This window comes from Arthrobacter celericrescens (assembly GCF_003614925.1).
In the GTDB taxonomy this organism is placed as follows: domain Bacteria; phylum Actinomycetota; class Actinomycetes; order Actinomycetales; family Micrococcaceae; genus Arthrobacter; species Arthrobacter celericrescens.
In genome coordinates this window covers 1-16717 of record NZ_QYLP01000094.1, presented here as the reverse complement: position 1 = coordinate 16717, position 16717 = coordinate 1, and the positions used below count along the sequence as shown (strand labels likewise).

The following is a 16717-nucleotide window of genomic DNA, read 5'->3' as shown; positions in this document are numbered from 1 at the left end:
GGGATCCACGGTAACAAAATAATCGTCAAGTGACGAATAATGTTCCGGTGCCTGTGGATAACGCCAAAAAGCCCCGCCTGGCAGAGTCGCCAGGCGGGGCCGGAGTGCGGGGTCCCCTAGCCGAGCAGCGTGTTCACCAGCCGCGCGGCCACCTTCGCGGTGCGGGAGTCGACGTCGAACTCCGGGTTCAGTTCGGCGACGTCCAGGTGGAGGAGCTTGCCGCTCGCGGCCACCTGGCGGCACACGGCGCTGATCACCGGCAGGGACACGCCGTAGGCGGCCGGGGCGCTGACGCCGGGCGCCGTCGCCGCGGGCAGCACGTCCAGGTCGATCGTCAGGTACAGCACGTCGATGCCGGCCAGGAAGGACGCCACGAATTCGGAGACGGCCTCCGCCGAGCAGTCCTCGTCCAGCAGGTACTTCACACCCAGCCGGTCGGCCGTGTCGAAGAGCGTGCGGGTGTTGTTCGCCTCCGAGATCCCGACGACGGCGTACTGCAGTTCGCGGCCGGCGGCAGCTTCCGCGCGGGCCATCTGCAGGAACGGAGTGCCCGAGCTTGGCACGGCTGCGTCGCGCAGGTCGAAGTGGGCGTCCAGGTTCAGCACGCCCAGCCGCTTGCCGGAAGTCACCGAAGAAGAGCCGGCCACGCCCAGGTAGCTGGCGAACGCGGTCTCGTGGCCGCCGCCGAGCACCACGGTGAGGTTGCCGGCGTCGAGCAGTGCGGATACAACGGTTCCCGCACGCTGCTGGCCCTCCTCCAGGGCCTCGCCCTCCACCACGACGTCGCCGGCGTCGAAGACGCTGCGGTCCAGGTGATAGGCGAGCGGTCCGAGCGCGGCGCGGATCGCGGCCGGAGCGGCCGCGGCACCCGTGCGTCCCTTGTTGCGGCGCACACCTTCGTCGCTGCAGAAGCCCACGACGACGGCGGGCCGGGTGCGGGCGGTTGCGTCGCCGTCGGCCGCTGCATCGTAAGGCGCGATGGCCTGCCACCAGCGGCGGTGCTCGGCGCCGTCGCCGTCGAAGCGGCCCGTCCAGGACTCGGGGCGGACATCAACAGGGAGGGTGTTCGTTTGCATGTTTTAAGCACACCGCAGACCACGCCCCGAAAACAGCGCGGCCTGCGGAGCCGTGTCCGGAATCCCGGACGGCTGCAATTCTGCGGGCTACTTGATGCCCAGGATTTCCTCCACTTGGCCGATGCCGAAGAAGAGCAGGAACGCCGCGGCAACCGCCCACATAAGCGGGTGCACCTCGCGGGCACGGCCCTGGAAAGTACGGATCAGCACGTAGGAGATGAAGCCGGCGCCCAGGCCGTTGGCGATCGAATAGGTGAACGGCATCAGGGCGATGGTGAGGAAGGCGGGGATGCCCACGCCCCAGTCCTGCCAGTCGATCTTGCCCACCTGGGACACCATCATGAAGCCCACCACCACCAGCGCCGGGGCCACGGCCTCGAACGGCACCAGGTTGATGAGCGGTGTGAAGAACATGGCCACCAGGAACAGCAGGCCGGTGACGATCGAGGCCAGGCCGGTGCGGGCGCCTTCGCCGATGCCGGCGCCGGATTCCACGAAGATCTGGTTGGAGGAGACGGAGGTTCCGCCGCCCACGATCGCACCGAGGGCGTCGACCTGGAGGACGCGGTCCACGTTGGGGATGTCGCCGTTCTTGTCCACGGTGCCCGCCTCGTTGGCCAGGCCAACCATGGTGCCCATCGCGTCGAAGAAGATGCTCAGCAGGATCACGAACGCCAGCAGCGACGCGGCGATGACGCCCAGGTGCTCGAAGGCGCCGAACGGGTTGGCCTTGCCGATCAGGGACAGGTCCGGGGCGCCCCATTCCGTGAATTTCGGCGCCACGAGGGACCAACCGCGCGGGTTGACGTTCGTGCCGTCGAAGCTCGGGCCGATGTGCAGGGTGAATTCGAGGATGGCGGCCAGCGCGGTGGAGGCCACGATGCCGATCAGGATGGCGCCGCGGACCTTGCGGACCACCAAGGCGATGGTCAGGATGAGGCCGACGACGAACACCAGGGTGGGCCAGCCCAGCAGCTTCCCGTCCACGCCCAGGCCCAGCGGCACGGTGGTGCCGGCGGCGTCCGGGATGCGGCGCACGAAGCCGGCATTCACCAGGCCGATGAGGGCGATGAAAAGGCCGATGCCCACCACGATCGCCGTCTTCAGCGATGCCGGGACCGCCTTGAAGACCGCGGTGCGGAAGCCGGTGAGGACCAGGATCAGCATGGTGAGGCCGGAGAGCACCACCAGGCCCATCATGTCCGGCCACGTCAGGCCCGGGTGCGAGGCGACGGTCACGGCCACGAAGGCATTGACGCCCAGGCCGGTGGCCACCGCGAAGGGGTGCTTGGCCCAGGCGCCCATGAGGATGGTCAGGATGCCTGCCACGAACGCGGTGGTGGCAGCCACGGCGGTGAAGCCGAGGCTGTTGCCGTTGGAGTCGGCCCCGGAGAGGATCAGCGGGTTCAGGACCACGATGTAGCTCATGGCGAAGAACGTGGCGAAGCCGCCGCGGATTTCCCGCGAATAGTTGGAACCGCGCTCCGAAATCTTGAAATAGCGGTCGATGGCCGAACCCTGTTTGAGCAGTGAACCCTGGTTGAGCATGGAGATCTCCGGGAAGTGGTGGGGGTGTGCTCTCAAATCCTAAGCCCGCTCGGCAAAGAGCCCCAGGAAATTCACTTAGTCTGTAAGGAATCCAACACAAGGGAGTTATCTGACCATGCGTCCCGTCCGCCAGCTCGTGGCCACAGCCGTTGCCGCTCTTTTGTTCACCGCCACGGTGCTTTTCGGGGCCGCCCCGGCTTCCGCCCACGACACCGATGTGTCCAGGTCGCCGGCCAATGGCTCCACGGTGGCGAAAGTCCCGGACACGGTCTCGGTCACCTTCAACAACCGGCCGCTCGCGGTCAAGCCGTCGATCACAGTAAACGATGCCTCGGGGAAGGACTGGGGCGACGGGCCGGTGGAGATCGTTGACACCGTGGTCTCGCGGGGAATGCGTTCCGACGCACCGGCCGGCAAGTACACGGTCGTTTGGAGTGTAGCCAGCTCAGACGGGCACCGACTCGATCGCACCTTCAGTTTCACTGTCCAGGCGGCAGGCACGGTTCCATCGGCAGGCACGGCCGCCCCCGGCTCTTCCACGACGCCCGAAAAGGCGCCCGCCGCGTCCGAGCCGTTCCCGTGGAGCATTGTCGGCTTCGCCGTCGTCGCCCTTGGACTGCTCGTGTTCCTGGGCGTGACAGCCCGCCGCAAGCTGGCCGCCGGCCGCGACGAGGAGAACAGCGACGAACCGGAGGCATCCGAGTCCAACTGACTGGCAGTAGATGTCGTTTTGACATGAAAGTTCGGCGAGGCAGCGGTGGTCTATCCGGTCTGGCGCAGGGGTTCGAGCGTGACGTGGTAGCCGAGGGATCCGAGCTGTCCGAGCGCTCGGGCCTTTGCTCTGCCGGGGCTATGTCGGGTGAAGTAGTCGGCGCCGGGGTCTTGGTAGAGCTCGGCGGTGGTGAGCATGTGCCAGGCCGCGGTGAGCATGGCGTGTTCGACGGCGACGAGTGCCTTCATGGGTCCCCGTCGGCGAGGATGCGCCGGTGTTTCGCTGAGAAATAGGTGTTGGAGCTCCCGGGCCTGGCGAAAGGGTCGATCGCCGCCTCGATGCGAGATCTGAGGTCGTTGATGTCGGCGGTGTGCGCGTCGATCCGGCGCAGAAACAAGGCTGCCAGGTAGCGGTGGTGGTCCTTGAAGCGGCCGTTGAGCGCTTCGGTGAGTTCCGGGATCTTCTGGCGCAGTTTCCGCTTGGCCATCTGCGCCAGTGCAGCCGGGTCGTCCTGGCCATCGATCAGGGCCTGGAGCATCAGCCGTCCCGAGACTCCGTTAATATTCGAGGCCACGGAGGAGAGCTTGATGAACGCGTCCTCAAGGAGTTTCTCCAGCCGCTGTATCTCCCGGGCGCGTTCCCGGTGATGATCCTCCGGGCCCGGGTCAGAAAGGCGCGTCGGAAAACTACAGCTTTTCGATGACATTCCATCGGGCTCATCTGGAGCCGGGCACGTTGTCATTTTCCGAAGTCGACTGGCCGAAGTCGATTGCACAAATCATGGGACATCGGACCGGACACTCAGGCCCTCCATCATGCGATCAAGATCCCGGGCAGGGCCGGCATCAAGGCGCAAATCAGGGGTGTGAGCAACAGACCCCGGAGCAGAACGCGCCGACGTTCCAGAATCCCTGCCGTGCCGGCAAAGAAAAGCGGGGCTGGGTTTCGGGATTCGTAGGCTTCAGCCGCCTGGGCCTCATCTCCCGGACTGCCGGCAGGCGTCTCGAACCGTCCGAGGACTTTCATACCGTTGTACATGGCAAGCATGGCTTCAAGAGGCTTCTCTTGCACATATGACAGTTCCGACCAAGCCACCTTCGCCCGCGTCACTTCGAAAGCGAGTTGAACCGTTCGCTCATCCGCCTGTACAGGCTCGTCTTGCTGGATAGTGAGGACGATCCGGTGGCCCACAGCGTCGGGGTCGGTATCAATGACATGAGACCAGTGGAACGACGCCACTATCCTTGGTCGGGATCCCTTGCCGAGAATCATCACCCCCTGGTTGTCGGCGAACAGCGAGAAGTGCCGTGGAATCCCGGCTGAGGCGGACTGATCGAATGCCGCTGGCCGTAATTGCCGCAAGGATTGGAGGAAAGACCGGTCGCGTCTGCCTTGGATGACCGTGTAGTTCGTCAGGTCCCTGGCCTGCTGGAAGAAAGTCACCCCGCGCAGGTCATGAAGCGCCGCCGCACAGCGGAAAATCCAGTAGCCACAGACGCCCTCGACGAAAACCAGCGAAGCGAATACAAGAAGGCCAGGGACAGGCCGCTGGGCCATCAATGTCACCAGGGACGGCCAGCACATCCGCACGGAAATCCCGATGGCAGCCAACGGGGAGATCACCGCTAGGAACTTCTTGATTCGGGCCGCCCGGACAGCTGTCTTACGACGCGTAAGGTGCCTCTCCAGGGCATCGCCGGCAGTCCGGGGATTGGCAATTCCTGAGATGGCGTAGCAGGGTTGGCCCGCCTCTGCCGTGCACTCGCCCGCGGGAGACTGGAGTTCAAGCAGTTTTGCGGGGGCCGGGAAGTGTGTGGGATGGGTGGCGGAGAGCTTGGAAAGCTCGGACCGGAGTCGCTGCAGATCGATGTCCGTGGGTGAAATGCCGAAGCGGGACAGTCGCCCGGTTCGCATCAAGGAAGCAAGCTTTTCCGGTGTCGGCCGCTGCCTCATGATGAAGTTAGCGAAAACGGCAGTCATGAAATGGCAGGCGTCCAGGGCGTCAGCGTAGGCATCCACTCCGGCGCGCCCCATCCCGGCTGTAATGTGGCTGGAAGTCTTGCTGAGCTGAACCGTGGCAATGCAAACGGCAACATCGAGGACAGCGAAGACGTTTGCCGTCCCGTATTTTGCGCCGGCAGTGCCGGCGAGGCTCTCATCGGGACCTAAACCAAACAGGTTCCTGACACGGGAGACTGCCCTGGCATACATGACAGGACTGTGCGCGGCAAGAATGATCCCGAATACCAAGGTGTCGAGGAGGTGGGCATCATTTTCCGCTACTGGAACCTCCGTGCCTTGGCGGGTGACCGGTGAACAAAAGCGGACGAGGAACTCCGCCGGCCCGCCTTTCGCCCCCGAGAATCCCCAGAATTTTGATCCCTCGGCGACGATGCTGTCTGCCTTGGCCAGTTCGAGTTCCAGCATTTGCAGTGTCTGTGGGCTGAGTTGTTCGAGGCGCGCCAGGGAGGCGTCCAGTTTGTCCGGTTCCTGAGCATCCGCCCGCGGGTCGGCGCGCACCACGGCTGCGATCCTGGAGGCTATTGCCGCCCGCTCGTGTTCCGATGCTTTCACGGTGTTCCCCCCAAGTTGCGCCCGGCCAAGACAGCATTTGCGGGAGACGTTACTGGGAGAAGGGTCTCGTCGAAAGACCCAACGGGGGGAAGCTTCGTCAGCAGCCAAAACAACGGGGGAGAGGGGTCGCTGGCCGGTCACCTAAGCCGCCCCGGCAAGAAGCGTCAACAACTGCGAGCTAGTTGGGCGGCGCTTAGGCCAGCGCTGATACCGCGGGGAAGCTGCCGGTCAGGGCGGCATGCACATTATCCGGGTGCACTTTCGCCGAAATCGCCTGCCCCACCACCTTGGCCTGGCGAAGCACTTCCTTCGGGGTGGGGCTGATGAGTTCGCCCACCCCCACCAGGTACATGCCCATGGCGCGCAGCGCGGCCGTGATGTTCTGGCCGATCGCTATGCCCAGCTCCGCGAGCATGCGGCGCAGCTGGCTTTGCCCGCAGCGCGTCAGCACGATGTTGTCCGCCAGCAGCACCCCCTGCTCGGTGTGGATCGCCCACACCTTCTCTTCGACGGGGCGCTGGTGCGCCAGCCGGTCCAGTCGGACGGCGGGGGTGGTGGTCCGGACGTCCAGGTGGTGGCTGGCGGCGTAGTTGCGCAGGTGGCGGAGGATCTCGTTGCGTTCTTGCAGGGACGCTGCGTCCGGACCGTCGCAGCGGCCCAGCTTGCCTGTGTGCGTGGAGGCCCCGGCGAACGGGAAGGCCTGGCCGTTGAGGCCGCTGACAACGATGGCGTTCACGCCGCGGCGACTGAGCTCGCTCGCGACGGCAAGGCCTGGCATCCCGGCGCCGATCACCACGGTAGTGGTGCGCTCCGCATTCGGGGCAAGCATGAACTGCACGCTTGGTTCCTCCTTGGATAATGCCCGCCCGCAGGCAGTCAGGGGGTGGCGTCCGGTTTCCCCAAGCGGCCGCACAAGACAAAACGGAGTGTGCCCCAGGACACATTTCCGTTTGCCGTGCATCGAACACTACAGAACTTTCCGGCCCGTGGGTAGCCGCCCTGGAGGCCCCCGGGAGCCCGCTTGATTCGTTACCGGGAACCGAGAATAGTGAGCATTGGAGGCCCCGACCCGCGGCCTGCCGGGGAAGGCAAGCCAGGGCAGCGGCCTCTGGCAGAATAACGGCAACAAGAAGCCAGCAGTGCGAGGAGGCGGGCCCCATGGACCAGCACGAGAGCGATCAGGAACCCACCATTGCCCCGGGCGGCATCGTGGTGGGTGTCGACGGTAGCGAGCACGGCCAGTGCGCCCTTGTATGGGCGGCGCGGGAAGCCGAACGCAGGAACCTTCCGCTGCACGTTGTGACCGCCTACTCGGTGCCGATTTTCGCCGCCTCCGGCCTGGACGGCGGCTACGCCACCGTGGATGACTCCGTGATCCGGGAAGGCGCCGAGGAGATCGTGCGCCAGGCCCTGGCGAAGGTCGCCGTCTACCCGATCGATGTGGACGGCTCCGTGGAGAACGGCGACGCTTCCGGTGTGCTCCTTGAGCTCTCCGCCTCGGCCGACCTCCTCGTCTTCGGCACCCGCGGCCGCGGCGGCTTCGTGGGCCGCCTCCTTGGTTCCGTGAGCAGCGCCCTCCCGGCCCACTCCAAGTGCCCCACCGTGACCGTGCCGCTCTACTGCGGGGACCGGCTCGGCGAGGCCACGGAGGACAAGCACGTCAAGGCCGAACGGGCCAAGTCCGGAAAGCGCGCCATCGAAAACGTCGTGGCGGTGGGCGTGGACGGTTCCGAACAGGCCCGCGTGGCTGTGCTCGACGCCGCCGAAGCCGCCGAGCGCATGGGCGCCAAACTGCGCGTCATCTGCGCCGTTCCCGAATACAGCGGCTCCCTCGCCTGGGTGCCCGCACCCTTGGACCGGGAGGCCCTCTTCAAGGACATCCGGGTCCAGCTGGACGCCGGACTGGCCTGGATCCGCAGCCATTTCCCGCGCCTGACAATCGAAACCGAACTCCTGGACGGTTCCCCCGTGGACGTGATGGTGGAGGCAAGCAGGAACGTGGAACTGGTGGTGCTGGGCACCCGCGGCCGCGGCGGCTTTACCGGAATGCTTCTGGGCTCCACCTCGGACGGCGTGCTGCACCATGCCAAGGGCCCCGTCATGGTGGTCCCGGACCGCGAGGATCCGCGCCTGGCCGACCGGGCGGACTTCGGCCCCATGCTCGGCGCCGCGTAGGTCTCCCGGGCCACGGACTTTTCCGGACAGTCCCAAGGCGGACACCATGGCTGAAGCGAAGACGTCTCCCGGGTTCATCCTCGGCCTGGACGACATCCGGGCCGGCATGCTCGCCGAGGTGGGCGGCAAGGCGGCCAACCTCGGCGAGATGACAGGGGCGGGCCTGCCGGTTCCGCCGGGTTTCTGCCTCACCACCGAGGCGTACCGCGAGGCCCTGCGGGCCGGGCAGCCGGACAGCGCGATCGGCGCCGTCCTGGCCGCCCTGGAAGCGGTGCCGCCGGAAGACCTCGAAACCCTGGCGGAGTTCGCCGCCCGCGCCCGTGCCGCGGTGCTCGACGCCGGGATGCCGGCCGCCGTCGAAACCGCCGTGCGGGACGCGTACCTCAGCCTCGGACCGGACGCCGCCGTGGCGGTCCGCTCGTCCGCGACGGCCGAGGACCTCCCGTTCGCCAGCTTCGCCGGCCAGCAGGACACCTACCTCAACGTCGTCGGCGCGGACGCAGTGCTGGAAGCGGTCCGCAAATGCTGGGCCTCGCTCTGGACCGACCGCGCCGTCAGCTACCGCGCCAGCAACGGGATCGACCACGCCGCGGTGAGCCTCGCCGTCGTCGTGCAGGTGCTGGTGGATGCCGCGACGGCGGGCGTGCTGTTCACCGCCAACCCGGTCACCGGGCGCCGGCACGAGGCCGTCATCGACGCCAGCCCGGGCCTGGGCGAGGCCGTGGTTTCCGGTGCCGTGAATCCGGACCATTTCGTGGTGGACTCGGTGACGGGAAGCATCACCGAACGGCGCACGGGGGAGCGGACCCTGCTGATCCGCCCGCTGCCTGGCGGCGGCACGGAACGCGTGGAGGCTCCCGGCGCGGCTGGCGTGGACGGCCAGGACGGGGCCTGCCTCGACGACTCCCGGGTCAGGGCGCTCGCGGCCCTCGGCCGCCGGGTGGAGGCCCACTACGGCTCCCCGCAGGACACCGAATGGGCGATCGACGGCGACGGGAAGCTGTGGCTCACCCAGGCCCGCCCGATCACCACGCTCTACCCGCAGGTGACCAGGCCGCCGTCGACGCCGGGAGCGCACGCGTACCTGTGCTTCAGCCTCGCCCAGGGCCTCACCCGGCCGATCACCCCGATGGGGCTGGCGGGAATCCGGCTCATCGGCGCGTCGGTGGCGAAGGCCGCCGGCTTCGACGTGCCGGAGCCGCGGAACGGGCCCCCGCCGTTCTACGAGGCCGGCCAGCGTATCTACTTCGATCTGAGCGCCGTGCTGCGCAGCGGCACCGGCCGGAAGATCGTTCCACGGGTCTTCGACGTGATGGAGGCGCGCTCGGCGGCGGTGATGCGCAGCCTGTTCGACGATCCGCGCTTCGCCGTCACCAGCAGGACCCCGTTCCGGCTCATCCGCCATGTTGCCCCCGTGATCGCCAAGTACAGGGTTCCGGAAACATTGCTGCGCGCCCTGTTCCGGCCCGACGCCGCGCTGGAGCGGGCGCGCCGCTTCGGCGAGACGCTGCAGGACCACCTGGCCGTCCCGGCGGACGCGAGCCCCCGTGAACGGCTCGAGCATGCCGAACGCATCCTGGGCCGTGAACTCTTCCGCATCCTGCCCAATACGCTGCCGCCCGCGCTCGCCGGCTTCGCGATGCTGGGACTTGTCCGCCGGATCCTCGGCGACAAGGCCCCCTGGGATGAGCTGCAGCTGGTCATCCGGGGCCTGCCGAACAACGTGACCACCGAGATGGACCTTGCCCTGTGGCACCTCGCCGAAGCGATCAAGGCTGACCCCGCTTCCGCGGAGGCGTTCTCCTCCATGCCGCCGCAGGACCTCGCAAGGCAGTATCACGACGGCGGACTGCCGGCCGCTGCGCACTCGGGCCTGGCCGCGTTCCTGGCCGAGTACGGCCACCGGGCCGTCGCCGAAATCGACCTGGGTATGCCCCGCTGGGCCGACGACCCCACCCACATCATCGGCGTCCTGGCGAACTATCTCCGCCTGGAAGACCCGGAGTTCGCGCCGGACAGGCAGTTCGCGAAGGCCTCCCGGGAAGCCGACGCCGAAGCCGCCGTCCTCGTCAGGCGCGCGCGGGAGAAGGGGCCGCTCCACGCCAGGATCGTCAAGGGCGCTCTGGCGCGGACCCGGACGTTCGCGGGCATGCGGGAACTGCCCAAGTACCGGCTGGTGGAGGGCCTTGCCGCGGCCCGCGCACAGCTGGTCCTGGTGGGCAGGGAACTCGCGGAGCGGGGCAGAATTTCCGACGCCGGGGACGTGTTCTTCCTGGACTTCACGGAGGCACACAGGGCCCTCGACGGAGCGGACCTGCGCGCGCTCGTGGCGGAGCGGCGCGAGGCCTACGAACTTGAACTCAGGCGACGCCACGTGCCCCGCGTGCTGCTGTCAGACGGCACCGAACCCGAAGCCGTGGCAGCCCGCCATGCATCTGTTGACGGAGCAGCTGCCGGCGGGACCTTGGCCGGAAGCCCGGCCTCGGCCGGGACTGTCACCGCCGTGGCCCGCGTGATCCTGGACCCGGTGGGCGCCCGGCTGGAGCCCGGGGAGATCCTCGTGGCGCCGTCCACGGACCCTGGCTGGACCCCGCTCTTCCTGACCGCCGGCGGGCTGGTCATGGAAATGGGCGGAGCCAATTCGCACGGGGCTGTCGTTGCGCGCGAGTACGGGATTCCCGCCGTCGTCGGTGTTCCGGACGCGACGAACCGGATCCGTAGCGGCCAGACCATCACCGTGGACGGCGCGTCCGGAACGGTGACGCCGGAAGGCTGACGCGGTTCGGATTGGTGGGCGTCGTGGCACGGATCGGGTTGGCCTTGGTGGCCGCAGCTGCCGCATTGCTGTGTGGCTGCGCCGGCGACTCCGGGCAGCCGGCCGGCCACTCCGGCACGGTCACCGGTTACGTCCTCACAGCACCGGTGTGCCCGGTGGAGCGCCCGGGCATGGAGTGCGCGCCGCGCCCGGTGTCCGGAGCGTCTGTCGTCGCCCTGGCCGGGGACACTGTCCGCGGGTCGACGGCCACCGATACGGCGGGCGCCTTCAGCCTGACGCTGCCCGACGGCAACTACGTCATCAGGGCAACGAACGCCGGCGGCTACGCGTCGGTGGCCTCACAGGACGTGGTCATCTCGGAGCGTCCAGTCCAGATCACCCTGATTGTGGACAGCGGAATCCGCTGAGCCTTTTCCGGGCGCGAACTTCTGGACCGGTCGGACTTCTGGACCCGGCCGGGCGCTTGCCCTATCGTGAGGGAACCGATCACAGTCGGCCGGAGCTTCCGCAGTGGAGGTGCATGATGGGAATCATTTCGTCCGGTTTTCACGGGAGACGACGCGGCGGCAATCCGGCGTTACCGCCGGGGCAGCACCAGACGGAAACTTTTCCGGTGCTCACCGCCGGGCCCGCGCCGAACATTCCCCTGGCGGACTGGGAATTCTTCATCACCACGGAGACGGGCCAGCGCCATGCCTGGTCGTGGGAGTCCTTCATGGCGCTTCCCCAGGCCGAGATCCACGCCGACATCCATTGCGTGACCAGTTGGTCCCGGCTGGGCACCTCCTGGCGGGGAGTGTCCCTGGATACCTTGTTCGAGGACGTGGACACGCGGAGCGGCTTCGCGACAGCCCACTCCTACGGCGGGTACACCACCAACGTGCCGCTCAATGACCTGCTGGGCGGACGTGCCTGGGTCGCTTGGGAATTCGACGGCGAGCCCCTGGAGCGGGCCCACGGCGGTCCCGCCCGCCTGCTCGTGCCGCACCTCTACTTCTGGAAAAGCGCCAAGTGGGTCCACGGCATCGAGCTGACGCAGGACGATGTTCCGGGTTTTTGGGAATCCAACGGCTACCACCTGCACGGTGATCCGTGGCGGGAAGAGCGCTACTCGTGAGGCCCGCCCGATGAGCACCATGTGGCGGGTCGCGGACGTGGTCAGCGGGGTTCCCGAAACCGAGACATCGAGGACCATAGGGCTGCGGGTGGCCGGCCTGGACGGCTACCTCGCCGGCCAGCACATCGACATCAGGCTCACCGCCGACGACGGATACACGGCGGTGCGGTCCTATTCCGTGGCCACCGCGCGGATGGACGAGGTCCTCGAGATCACGGTCGCGGAACTGGCCGACGGGGAGGTCTCTCCGTATTTGGTCAGGGACCTGGCGGTAGGCGACCAGTTGGAGATCCGTGGCCCGGTGGGCGGCTGGTTCGTCTGGCGGCCCTCGGACCCGAACCCGGTCCAGCTCATCGCCGGTGGGTCCGGCGTGGTGCCGCTCATGTCGATGGTCCGGGCGCACGAGGCATCGTCGAATCCATCGCAGTTCCGGTTGCTGTACTCACTCAAATCACCGGAGGCGGGTTTCTACCAGGAGGAACTGCGGGCCTTGGGTGCCGAATCGTCCAGGTTCTCGGTCGACTACGTCTACACCCGCAGCGTGCCCGCGGGCTGGCCAAGCGCTCCGGCGCGGCTCACCGCAGGAACCCTCCTGGCGAACATCCTGCCAGTGGATGCCGCCCCGGACATCTTCGTGTGCGGCCAGACGGTGTTTGTCGAAACAGTCGCAGAATGGCTCGTGCAGGCCGGGTATCCAGCCGCCACGATCAAGACCGAGCGCTTCGGCGGGACGGGAGGGACGCGATGAGCGGCAACAGCAGTGCGGCTTCGGGCTCCGAAGACCCGCGCTTCGAGGACCAGGACATCGCAGGGGTCCCGGGCAATCCGATATCCCATCTTGACGGAAACGCGGCCGCAGGAGCGCTGTGGGAGCTGTTCCGCTTCGACATCATCCAAGCGATCGGGCGGTGCAAGCACTGCGGCGCCGTCAGCGTCGTTGCCCGGGCAACGGTGTACGCCGACGGCCCGGGAATCGTTGTGCGCTGCGATTCCTGCGAGGGCGTGCTGCTGCGCCTGGTGGAGACCCCCACCCGGTACTGGCTTGATGTGAGCGGACTCAGCTACCTGCAGATCGACCGCGAGGGCTAGGCGCTCCCACGCGTGCCCCTCAGGCGTGCTGGTGCGCCTCGTGCTCCGAGTGGCTGGCGGGCTCCAGTTGGAAGGTGCAGTGGTCCGTGTCGAAATGCGAGCCCAGGCACGAGGTCAGCTGGTCCAGGAGCCGGTCCGTGCTGGTGGCGTTGAGGATGCTGTCCTCCACCACCACGTGGGCCGAGAACACCGGGACACCGGAGGTGATAGTCCAGATGTGGATGTCGTGCACGCCCACCACGCCGTGCACGGAGAGGATGTGCTCGCGGATCATGCTGACTTCCACGCCCTTGGGGCTGGCCTCCAGGAGCACGTCCACCACGTCGCGGAGCAGGTGCCAGGCCCGGGGCAGGATCATCAGCGCGATCAGGATGGACGCGATGGGGTCGGCGGCCTGGAAATCCGTGAACATGATGACCACGGCCGCGGCGATGACGGCAATGGATCCCAGCAGGTCACCGAGCACTTCGAGGTACGCTCCGCGCAGGTTGAGGCTCTCCTCCTGGGAACCGCGAAGGATCAGCAGAGACACCAGGTTTGCCACGGCGCCCAGGATCGCTGCATAGAGCATGGTGTCCGTGTGGATTTCGGGGGAGTCGCCGAAGCGGCGGATGGCCTCGATGAGGATCACCACGGAAATGACGAGGAGGATCAACGCGTTCGCCAGGGCCGCCAGCACCTCGGCGCGCTGGTAGCCATAAGTGCGCTGATCGCTGGGCGGGCGGGTGGCCACCCACGCCGCCATCAGCGCGATGAAGACGCCCGCCGCGTCCGAGAGCATGTGGCCGGCGTCTGCGAGCAGCGCCAGCGAACCGGAAACGACGGCGCCCGCCACCTGGACCAGCACCACCGCCAGGGTGATGCCCAGGACAGCGATGAGCCGCTTCCGGTGCTTCCCCGTTGCCGTGATGCCGTGCGCGTGGTTGTGGTCGTGCCCCATGCTCTAAGGCTAGCGCGGGCCTGTCGGACGCCTTAGTCCCAGCCGAGTTCGTGCAGGCGCTCGTCGCTGATGCCGAAGTGGTGGGCGATCTCGTGGACCACGGTGACCGCCACCTCATCGATCACTTCCTGCCGGGACGAGCAGATGTCCAGGATGGGCTGCCGGAAGATCGTGATCCGGTCCGGCAGGGAACCGGCCTCCCACCAGGAGTCCCGTTCGGTCAGCGGCACGCCCTCGTAGAGCCCGAGAAGCACGGTGTCCGGGTCTTCGTCCGGCCCGGGGACGTAGTCATCTTCGATGAAGACCGCCACGTTGTCCATGGCCCGGGCGAGCCTGCGCGGGATCAGGAGCAGGGCATCGCTCACCGCCGCCTCGAAGTCTTCCTCGGACATGTCGAAGGGCGTCCCGTCGGGGCGGATCGGCAGGCCGGGAGGCAGTTGGGAGGACATTCTTCGACTCTAACCGCTGCGGCCGTTGACGCTGCAGAGTGACGGAGGATACAGTTTTCGAGGCTCGAGTTATGCGTATAACCCAAGCCTTGAAACTTCATCTTCCCAGCCCCGCGGACTCCGCAGACAGGTAGCCCCATGAGCCGCGCCGGCAACAGGACAGGCCCCACGATGCATGACGTCGCGGCCGCCGCCGGAGTCTCGCAGGCCACGGTTTCCCTCGTGCTCAACGACGCCTCCGGAACCCGGTTTTCCGAAGAGACCCGGCACCGCGTTCAGGACGCGGCCAGGCAGCTCGGCTACCGCACGAACGCCCACGCCAAGGTGCTGCGAGATGGCGTCGCGGGAATGATCGGCTTCGTGGGGGACTTCGTGGCCACGGCTCCGTTCGCCGGCAAGATCATCGAAGGGGCGCAGGGCCGGGCCTGGGAAGCGGGGCTGCTCCTGCTGACCGTGAATACCGGAGGGGACAAGGCGCTCGAAAAGTCCTCCCTGGAGACCATGCTGTCCTATAAGGTGGCCGGCGTCGTCTATGCCGGGATGTACCACCGCGTGCTCGAGGTGCCCGAGGCGCTGGGCGAGGTGCCCGCCGTCGTGCTCAACTCGCGCGACCGCAGCGGCAGGCTCCCCAGCATCGCCCCCGATGAGGAGCTGGGCGGCTACACCGCCACCAGGCGCTTGCTCGACGCCGGGCACCGGCGGATCGCGATGATCAACATCGGGATTCCCGACGACGACGCGCTGCCGGCCGCTGCCGGCCGCCGCAACGGGTACCTGCGTGCGCTCGCCGACGCCGGTGTCGGGCCCGATCCGCGCCTGCAGCGCAACGGCGAGGGCGAGGTGGCCGGCGGCTACGCGAACACGCTGGAGCTCATGGCCCTGGACGAGCCGCCCACCGCGGTCTTCTGCGCCAACGACCGCACCGCTTGGGGCGCGTACCAAGCCCTGGACTCGCTGGGACTCGGGGTTCCGGACGACGTCTCGGTGGTTGGATTCGACAACCAGGAAACGCTCGCCCCGAACCTGCGGCCCGGCCTGACCACGCTGGAACTGCCCTTCGTGGAGATGGGCAGGCGCGCCGTCGAACTGGTCCTTGCTGGATCGGGCGCGGCAGGATCGGGCGCGGCTGGATCGGGTGCGGCCGGTCCGCGAGCCGGCGGTCCGCGCACAGAACTCCTGGAATGCCCCCTGATCGAACGCCAGTCGGTCGCGCCCCCCAACAAACCGCGCAACCGGAAACCCGAAAAACGAAGGAAGCCATGAACCCCACCGAAGCCGTTTCGCCGGAGCCGCTCGACGTCGTCGTGGTCGGCGAAGCACTCATCGACATCGTCGACTCGCCCGACGGCCAGACCGAATACCCGGGCGGTTCCCCGGCGAACGTCGCCTACGGCCTGGGCCGGCTCGACGTCAGCGTCGGCCTGCTCACCGCCGTCGGCCGCGACTCCCGCGGCGAGGCCATCGCGGCGCACCTCGGCAGCGCGGGGGTCGTGCTGCTGCCGGGCTCCCAGTCGCTGGCACGGACGGCGACGGCGACCGCCGAGATCGCGGCCGACGGTTCAGCCGAGTACACCTTCGAGATCGAATGGGCGCTTCCCCCGGCCACCCTGCCGTACGCGCCGAAGATCCTGCACACCGGCTCGATCGCAGCGTTCCTGGAGCCCGGGGCCCGCGTGGTGCGGAACCTGCTGGAACAGGCCCAGGGTGGCTGCATGGTCACCTTCGACCCGAACATCCGCGCCGACCTCCTCGGCAGCCACGCCGAGGCGCTCGGAATCTTCGAGGGCCTCGTTCCGCTGTCCGACGTCGTGAAGCTCAGCGAAGACGATGCCGGCTGGCTCTACCCGGGCAAGTCCCTCGAGGAAGCCGCCGAGCGCATCCTTGGCCTGGGTGCGGACCTGGCCGTGGTCACCCGCGGCGGCAGCGGCTCGCTCATGGCCACCCGGGCCACACAGCTCACCGTGCCGGCCGTTCGTTCGGTGGTGGCCGACACCATCGGTGCCGGGGATTCCTACATGTCCGCCCTCATCATGGGCCTGCTGCTGCGCGGCAGCGAAGGGCTCGCCCCGACCGTGCTGGAGCGGATCGGCCAGACGGCTTCAATGGCGGCGTCCATCACCGTCAGCCGGCCCGGCGCGAACCCACCCACGCACCGTGAACTGCTCGCCGGAATGGCGCGCTAGCTGTACTCGGCCATGACGTTGGTGACAGAAGTCTTGAAGTGAGGAGGACCTCCGGGGCTTAGTGGAGGTATCTGACAT

At 67.6% G+C, this 16717-nt stretch carries 15 protein-coding genes and 1 pseudogene; 9 read left to right on the top strand and 7 right to left on the bottom strand.

The features are described from left to right. Positions 1-116: 116 nt before the first annotated feature. Positions 117-1076 carry a formimidoylglutamase gene (hutG, locus tag D3654_RS16890; RefSeq protein WP_120522620.1) on the bottom strand — a complete coding sequence of 320 codons (960 nt, stop codon included), beginning with the start codon at positions 1074-1076 and terminating at the stop codon, positions 117-119. 87 nt (positions 1077-1163) lie between these two features. Next, positions 1164-2606 carry an NCS2 family permease gene (locus D3654_RS16885; protein ID WP_120522660.1) on the bottom strand — a complete coding sequence of 481 codons (1443 nt, stop codon included), beginning with the start codon at positions 2604-2606 and terminating at the stop codon, positions 1164-1166. 133 nt (positions 2607-2739) lie between these two features. On the opposite strand from D3654_RS16885, the gene D3654_RS16880 reads away from it, so the two are divergent. Then, entirely contained in the window at positions 2740-3336 is a 597-nt protein-coding gene (locus D3654_RS16880; protein ID WP_120522619.1) for a copper resistance CopC family protein, read from the top strand. Between the two features lie 50 nt (positions 3337-3386). On the opposite strand, the pseudogene D3654_RS16875 reads toward D3654_RS16880, so the two are convergent. The 3 genes and pseudogenes from D3654_RS16875 to D3654_RS16865 form a co-directional block, all read right to left on the bottom strand. Next, positions 3387-4005, bottom strand: a pseudogene (locus D3654_RS16875) (transposase); the annotation flags it as partial. 144 nt (positions 4006-4149) lie between these two features. Continuing rightward, positions 4150-5910, bottom strand: a complete 1761-nt coding sequence (locus D3654_RS16870; protein ID WP_162943774.1) for a hypothetical protein — start codon at positions 5908-5910, stop codon at positions 4150-4152. A gap of 193 nt (positions 5911-6103) precedes the next feature. Next, positions 6104-6739, bottom strand: coding sequence for an NAD(P)/FAD-dependent oxidoreductase (locus D3654_RS16865; RefSeq protein WP_120522659.1), 636 nt, complete (start codon positions 6737-6739; stop codon positions 6104-6106). A gap of 329 nt (positions 6740-7068) precedes the next feature. On the opposite strand from D3654_RS16865, the gene D3654_RS16860 reads away from it, so the two are divergent. From D3654_RS16860 to D3654_RS16835, 6 genes are all read left to right on the top strand, one after another. Next, positions 7069-8085, top strand: coding sequence for a universal stress protein (locus tag D3654_RS16860; RefSeq protein ID WP_120522617.1), 1017 nt, complete (start codon positions 7069-7071; stop codon positions 8083-8085). Between the two features lie 46 nt (positions 8086-8131). After that, complete coding sequence (locus D3654_RS16855; protein ID WP_120522616.1) at positions 8132-10861, top strand: PEP/pyruvate-binding domain-containing protein; 2730 nt, start codon at positions 8132-8134, stop codon at positions 10859-10861. Between the two features lie 23 nt (positions 10862-10884). Beyond that, positions 10885-11268, top strand: coding sequence for a carboxypeptidase-like regulatory domain-containing protein (locus tag D3654_RS16850; RefSeq protein ID WP_162943773.1), 384 nt, complete (start codon positions 10885-10887; stop codon positions 11266-11268). Between the two features lie 206 nt (positions 11269-11474). After that, the gene (locus tag D3654_RS16845; RefSeq protein ID WP_245413300.1) at positions 11475-11978 is read left to right on the top strand and encodes a molybdopterin-dependent oxidoreductase; all 504 of its coding nucleotides are present in this window, start codon (positions 11475-11477) and stop codon (positions 11976-11978) included. Between the two features lie 10 nt (positions 11979-11988). Further along, positions 11989-12726, top strand: a complete 738-nt coding sequence (locus D3654_RS16840) for an FAD-binding oxidoreductase (RefSeq protein WP_245413299.1) — start codon at positions 11989-11991, stop codon at positions 12724-12726. Next, on the top strand, positions 12723-13067 hold the full coding sequence (locus D3654_RS16835; RefSeq protein ID WP_245413298.1) for a DUF6510 family protein: 345 nt from the start codon (positions 12723-12725) through the stop codon (positions 13065-13067). The genes D3654_RS16840 and D3654_RS16835 overlap by 4 nt, the downstream gene beginning before the upstream one ends. Before the next feature lie 19 nt (positions 13068-13086). On the opposite strand, the gene D3654_RS16830 is transcribed toward D3654_RS16835, so the two are convergent. Together D3654_RS16830 and D3654_RS16825 are read right to left on the bottom strand one after the other, a co-directional pair. Continuing rightward, entirely contained in the window at positions 13087-14007 is a 921-nt protein-coding gene (locus D3654_RS16830) for a cation diffusion facilitator family transporter (RefSeq protein ID WP_120522612.1), read from the bottom strand. A 32-nt stretch (positions 14008-14039) separates the two neighbouring features. Then, positions 14040-14456, bottom strand: a complete 417-nt coding sequence (locus D3654_RS16825) for a metallopeptidase family protein (RefSeq protein ID WP_120522611.1) — start codon at positions 14454-14456, stop codon at positions 14040-14042. 138 nt (positions 14457-14594) lie between these two features. On the opposite strand from D3654_RS16825, the gene D3654_RS16820 reads away from it, so the two are divergent. Both D3654_RS16820 and D3654_RS16815 read left to right on the top strand, forming a co-directional pair. Beyond that, positions 14595-15719 carry a LacI family DNA-binding transcriptional regulator gene (locus tag D3654_RS16820; protein ID WP_245413297.1) on the top strand — a complete coding sequence of 375 codons (1125 nt, stop codon included), beginning with the start codon at positions 14595-14597 and terminating at the stop codon, positions 15717-15719. Beyond that, the gene (locus tag D3654_RS16815; protein ID WP_120522609.1) at positions 15716-16639 is read left to right on the top strand and encodes a carbohydrate kinase family protein; all 924 of its coding nucleotides are present in this window, start codon (positions 15716-15718) and stop codon (positions 16637-16639) included. The genes D3654_RS16820 and D3654_RS16815 overlap by 4 nt, the downstream gene beginning before the upstream one ends. Positions 16640-16717: the final 78 nt, after the last annotated feature.

Excerpts from the sequence above, each read along its gene's own strand:
- hutG (WP_120522620.1), bottom strand. The coding sequence starts at position 1,076 with ATGCAAACGAACACCCTCCCTGTTGATGTCCGCCCCGAGTCCTGGACG.
- D3654_RS16880 (WP_120522619.1), top strand. The coding sequence starts at position 2,740 with ATGCGTCCCGTCCGCCAGCTCGTGGCCACAGCCGTTGCCGCTCTTTTG.
- D3654_RS16865 (WP_120522659.1), bottom strand. The coding sequence starts at position 6,739 with ATGCTTGCCCCGAATGCGGAGCGCACCACTACCGTGGTGATCGGCGCC.
- D3654_RS16860 (WP_120522617.1), top strand. The coding sequence starts at position 7,069 with ATGGACCAGCACGAGAGCGATCAGGAACCCACCATTGCCCCGGGCGGC.
- D3654_RS16855 (WP_120522616.1), top strand. The coding sequence starts at position 8,132 with ATGGCTGAAGCGAAGACGTCTCCCGGGTTCATCCTCGGCCTGGACGAC.
- D3654_RS16840 (WP_245413299.1), top strand. The coding sequence starts at position 11,989 with ATGAGCACCATGTGGCGGGTCGCGGACGTGGTCAGCGGGGTTCCCGAA.
- D3654_RS16835 (WP_245413298.1), top strand. The coding sequence starts at position 12,723 with ATGAGCGGCAACAGCAGTGCGGCTTCGGGCTCCGAAGACCCGCGCTTC.
- D3654_RS16830 (WP_120522612.1), bottom strand. The coding sequence starts at position 14,007 with ATGGGGCACGACCACAACCACGCGCACGGCATCACGGCAACGGGGAAG.
- D3654_RS16825 (WP_120522611.1), bottom strand. The coding sequence starts at position 14,456 with ATGTCCTCCCAACTGCCTCCCGGCCTGCCGATCCGCCCCGACGGGACG.
- D3654_RS16820 (WP_245413297.1), top strand. The coding sequence starts at position 14,595 with ATGAGCCGCGCCGGCAACAGGACAGGCCCCACGATGCATGACGTCGCG.
- D3654_RS16815 (WP_120522609.1), top strand. The coding sequence starts at position 15,716 with ATGAACCCCACCGAAGCCGTTTCGCCGGAGCCGCTCGACGTCGTCGTG.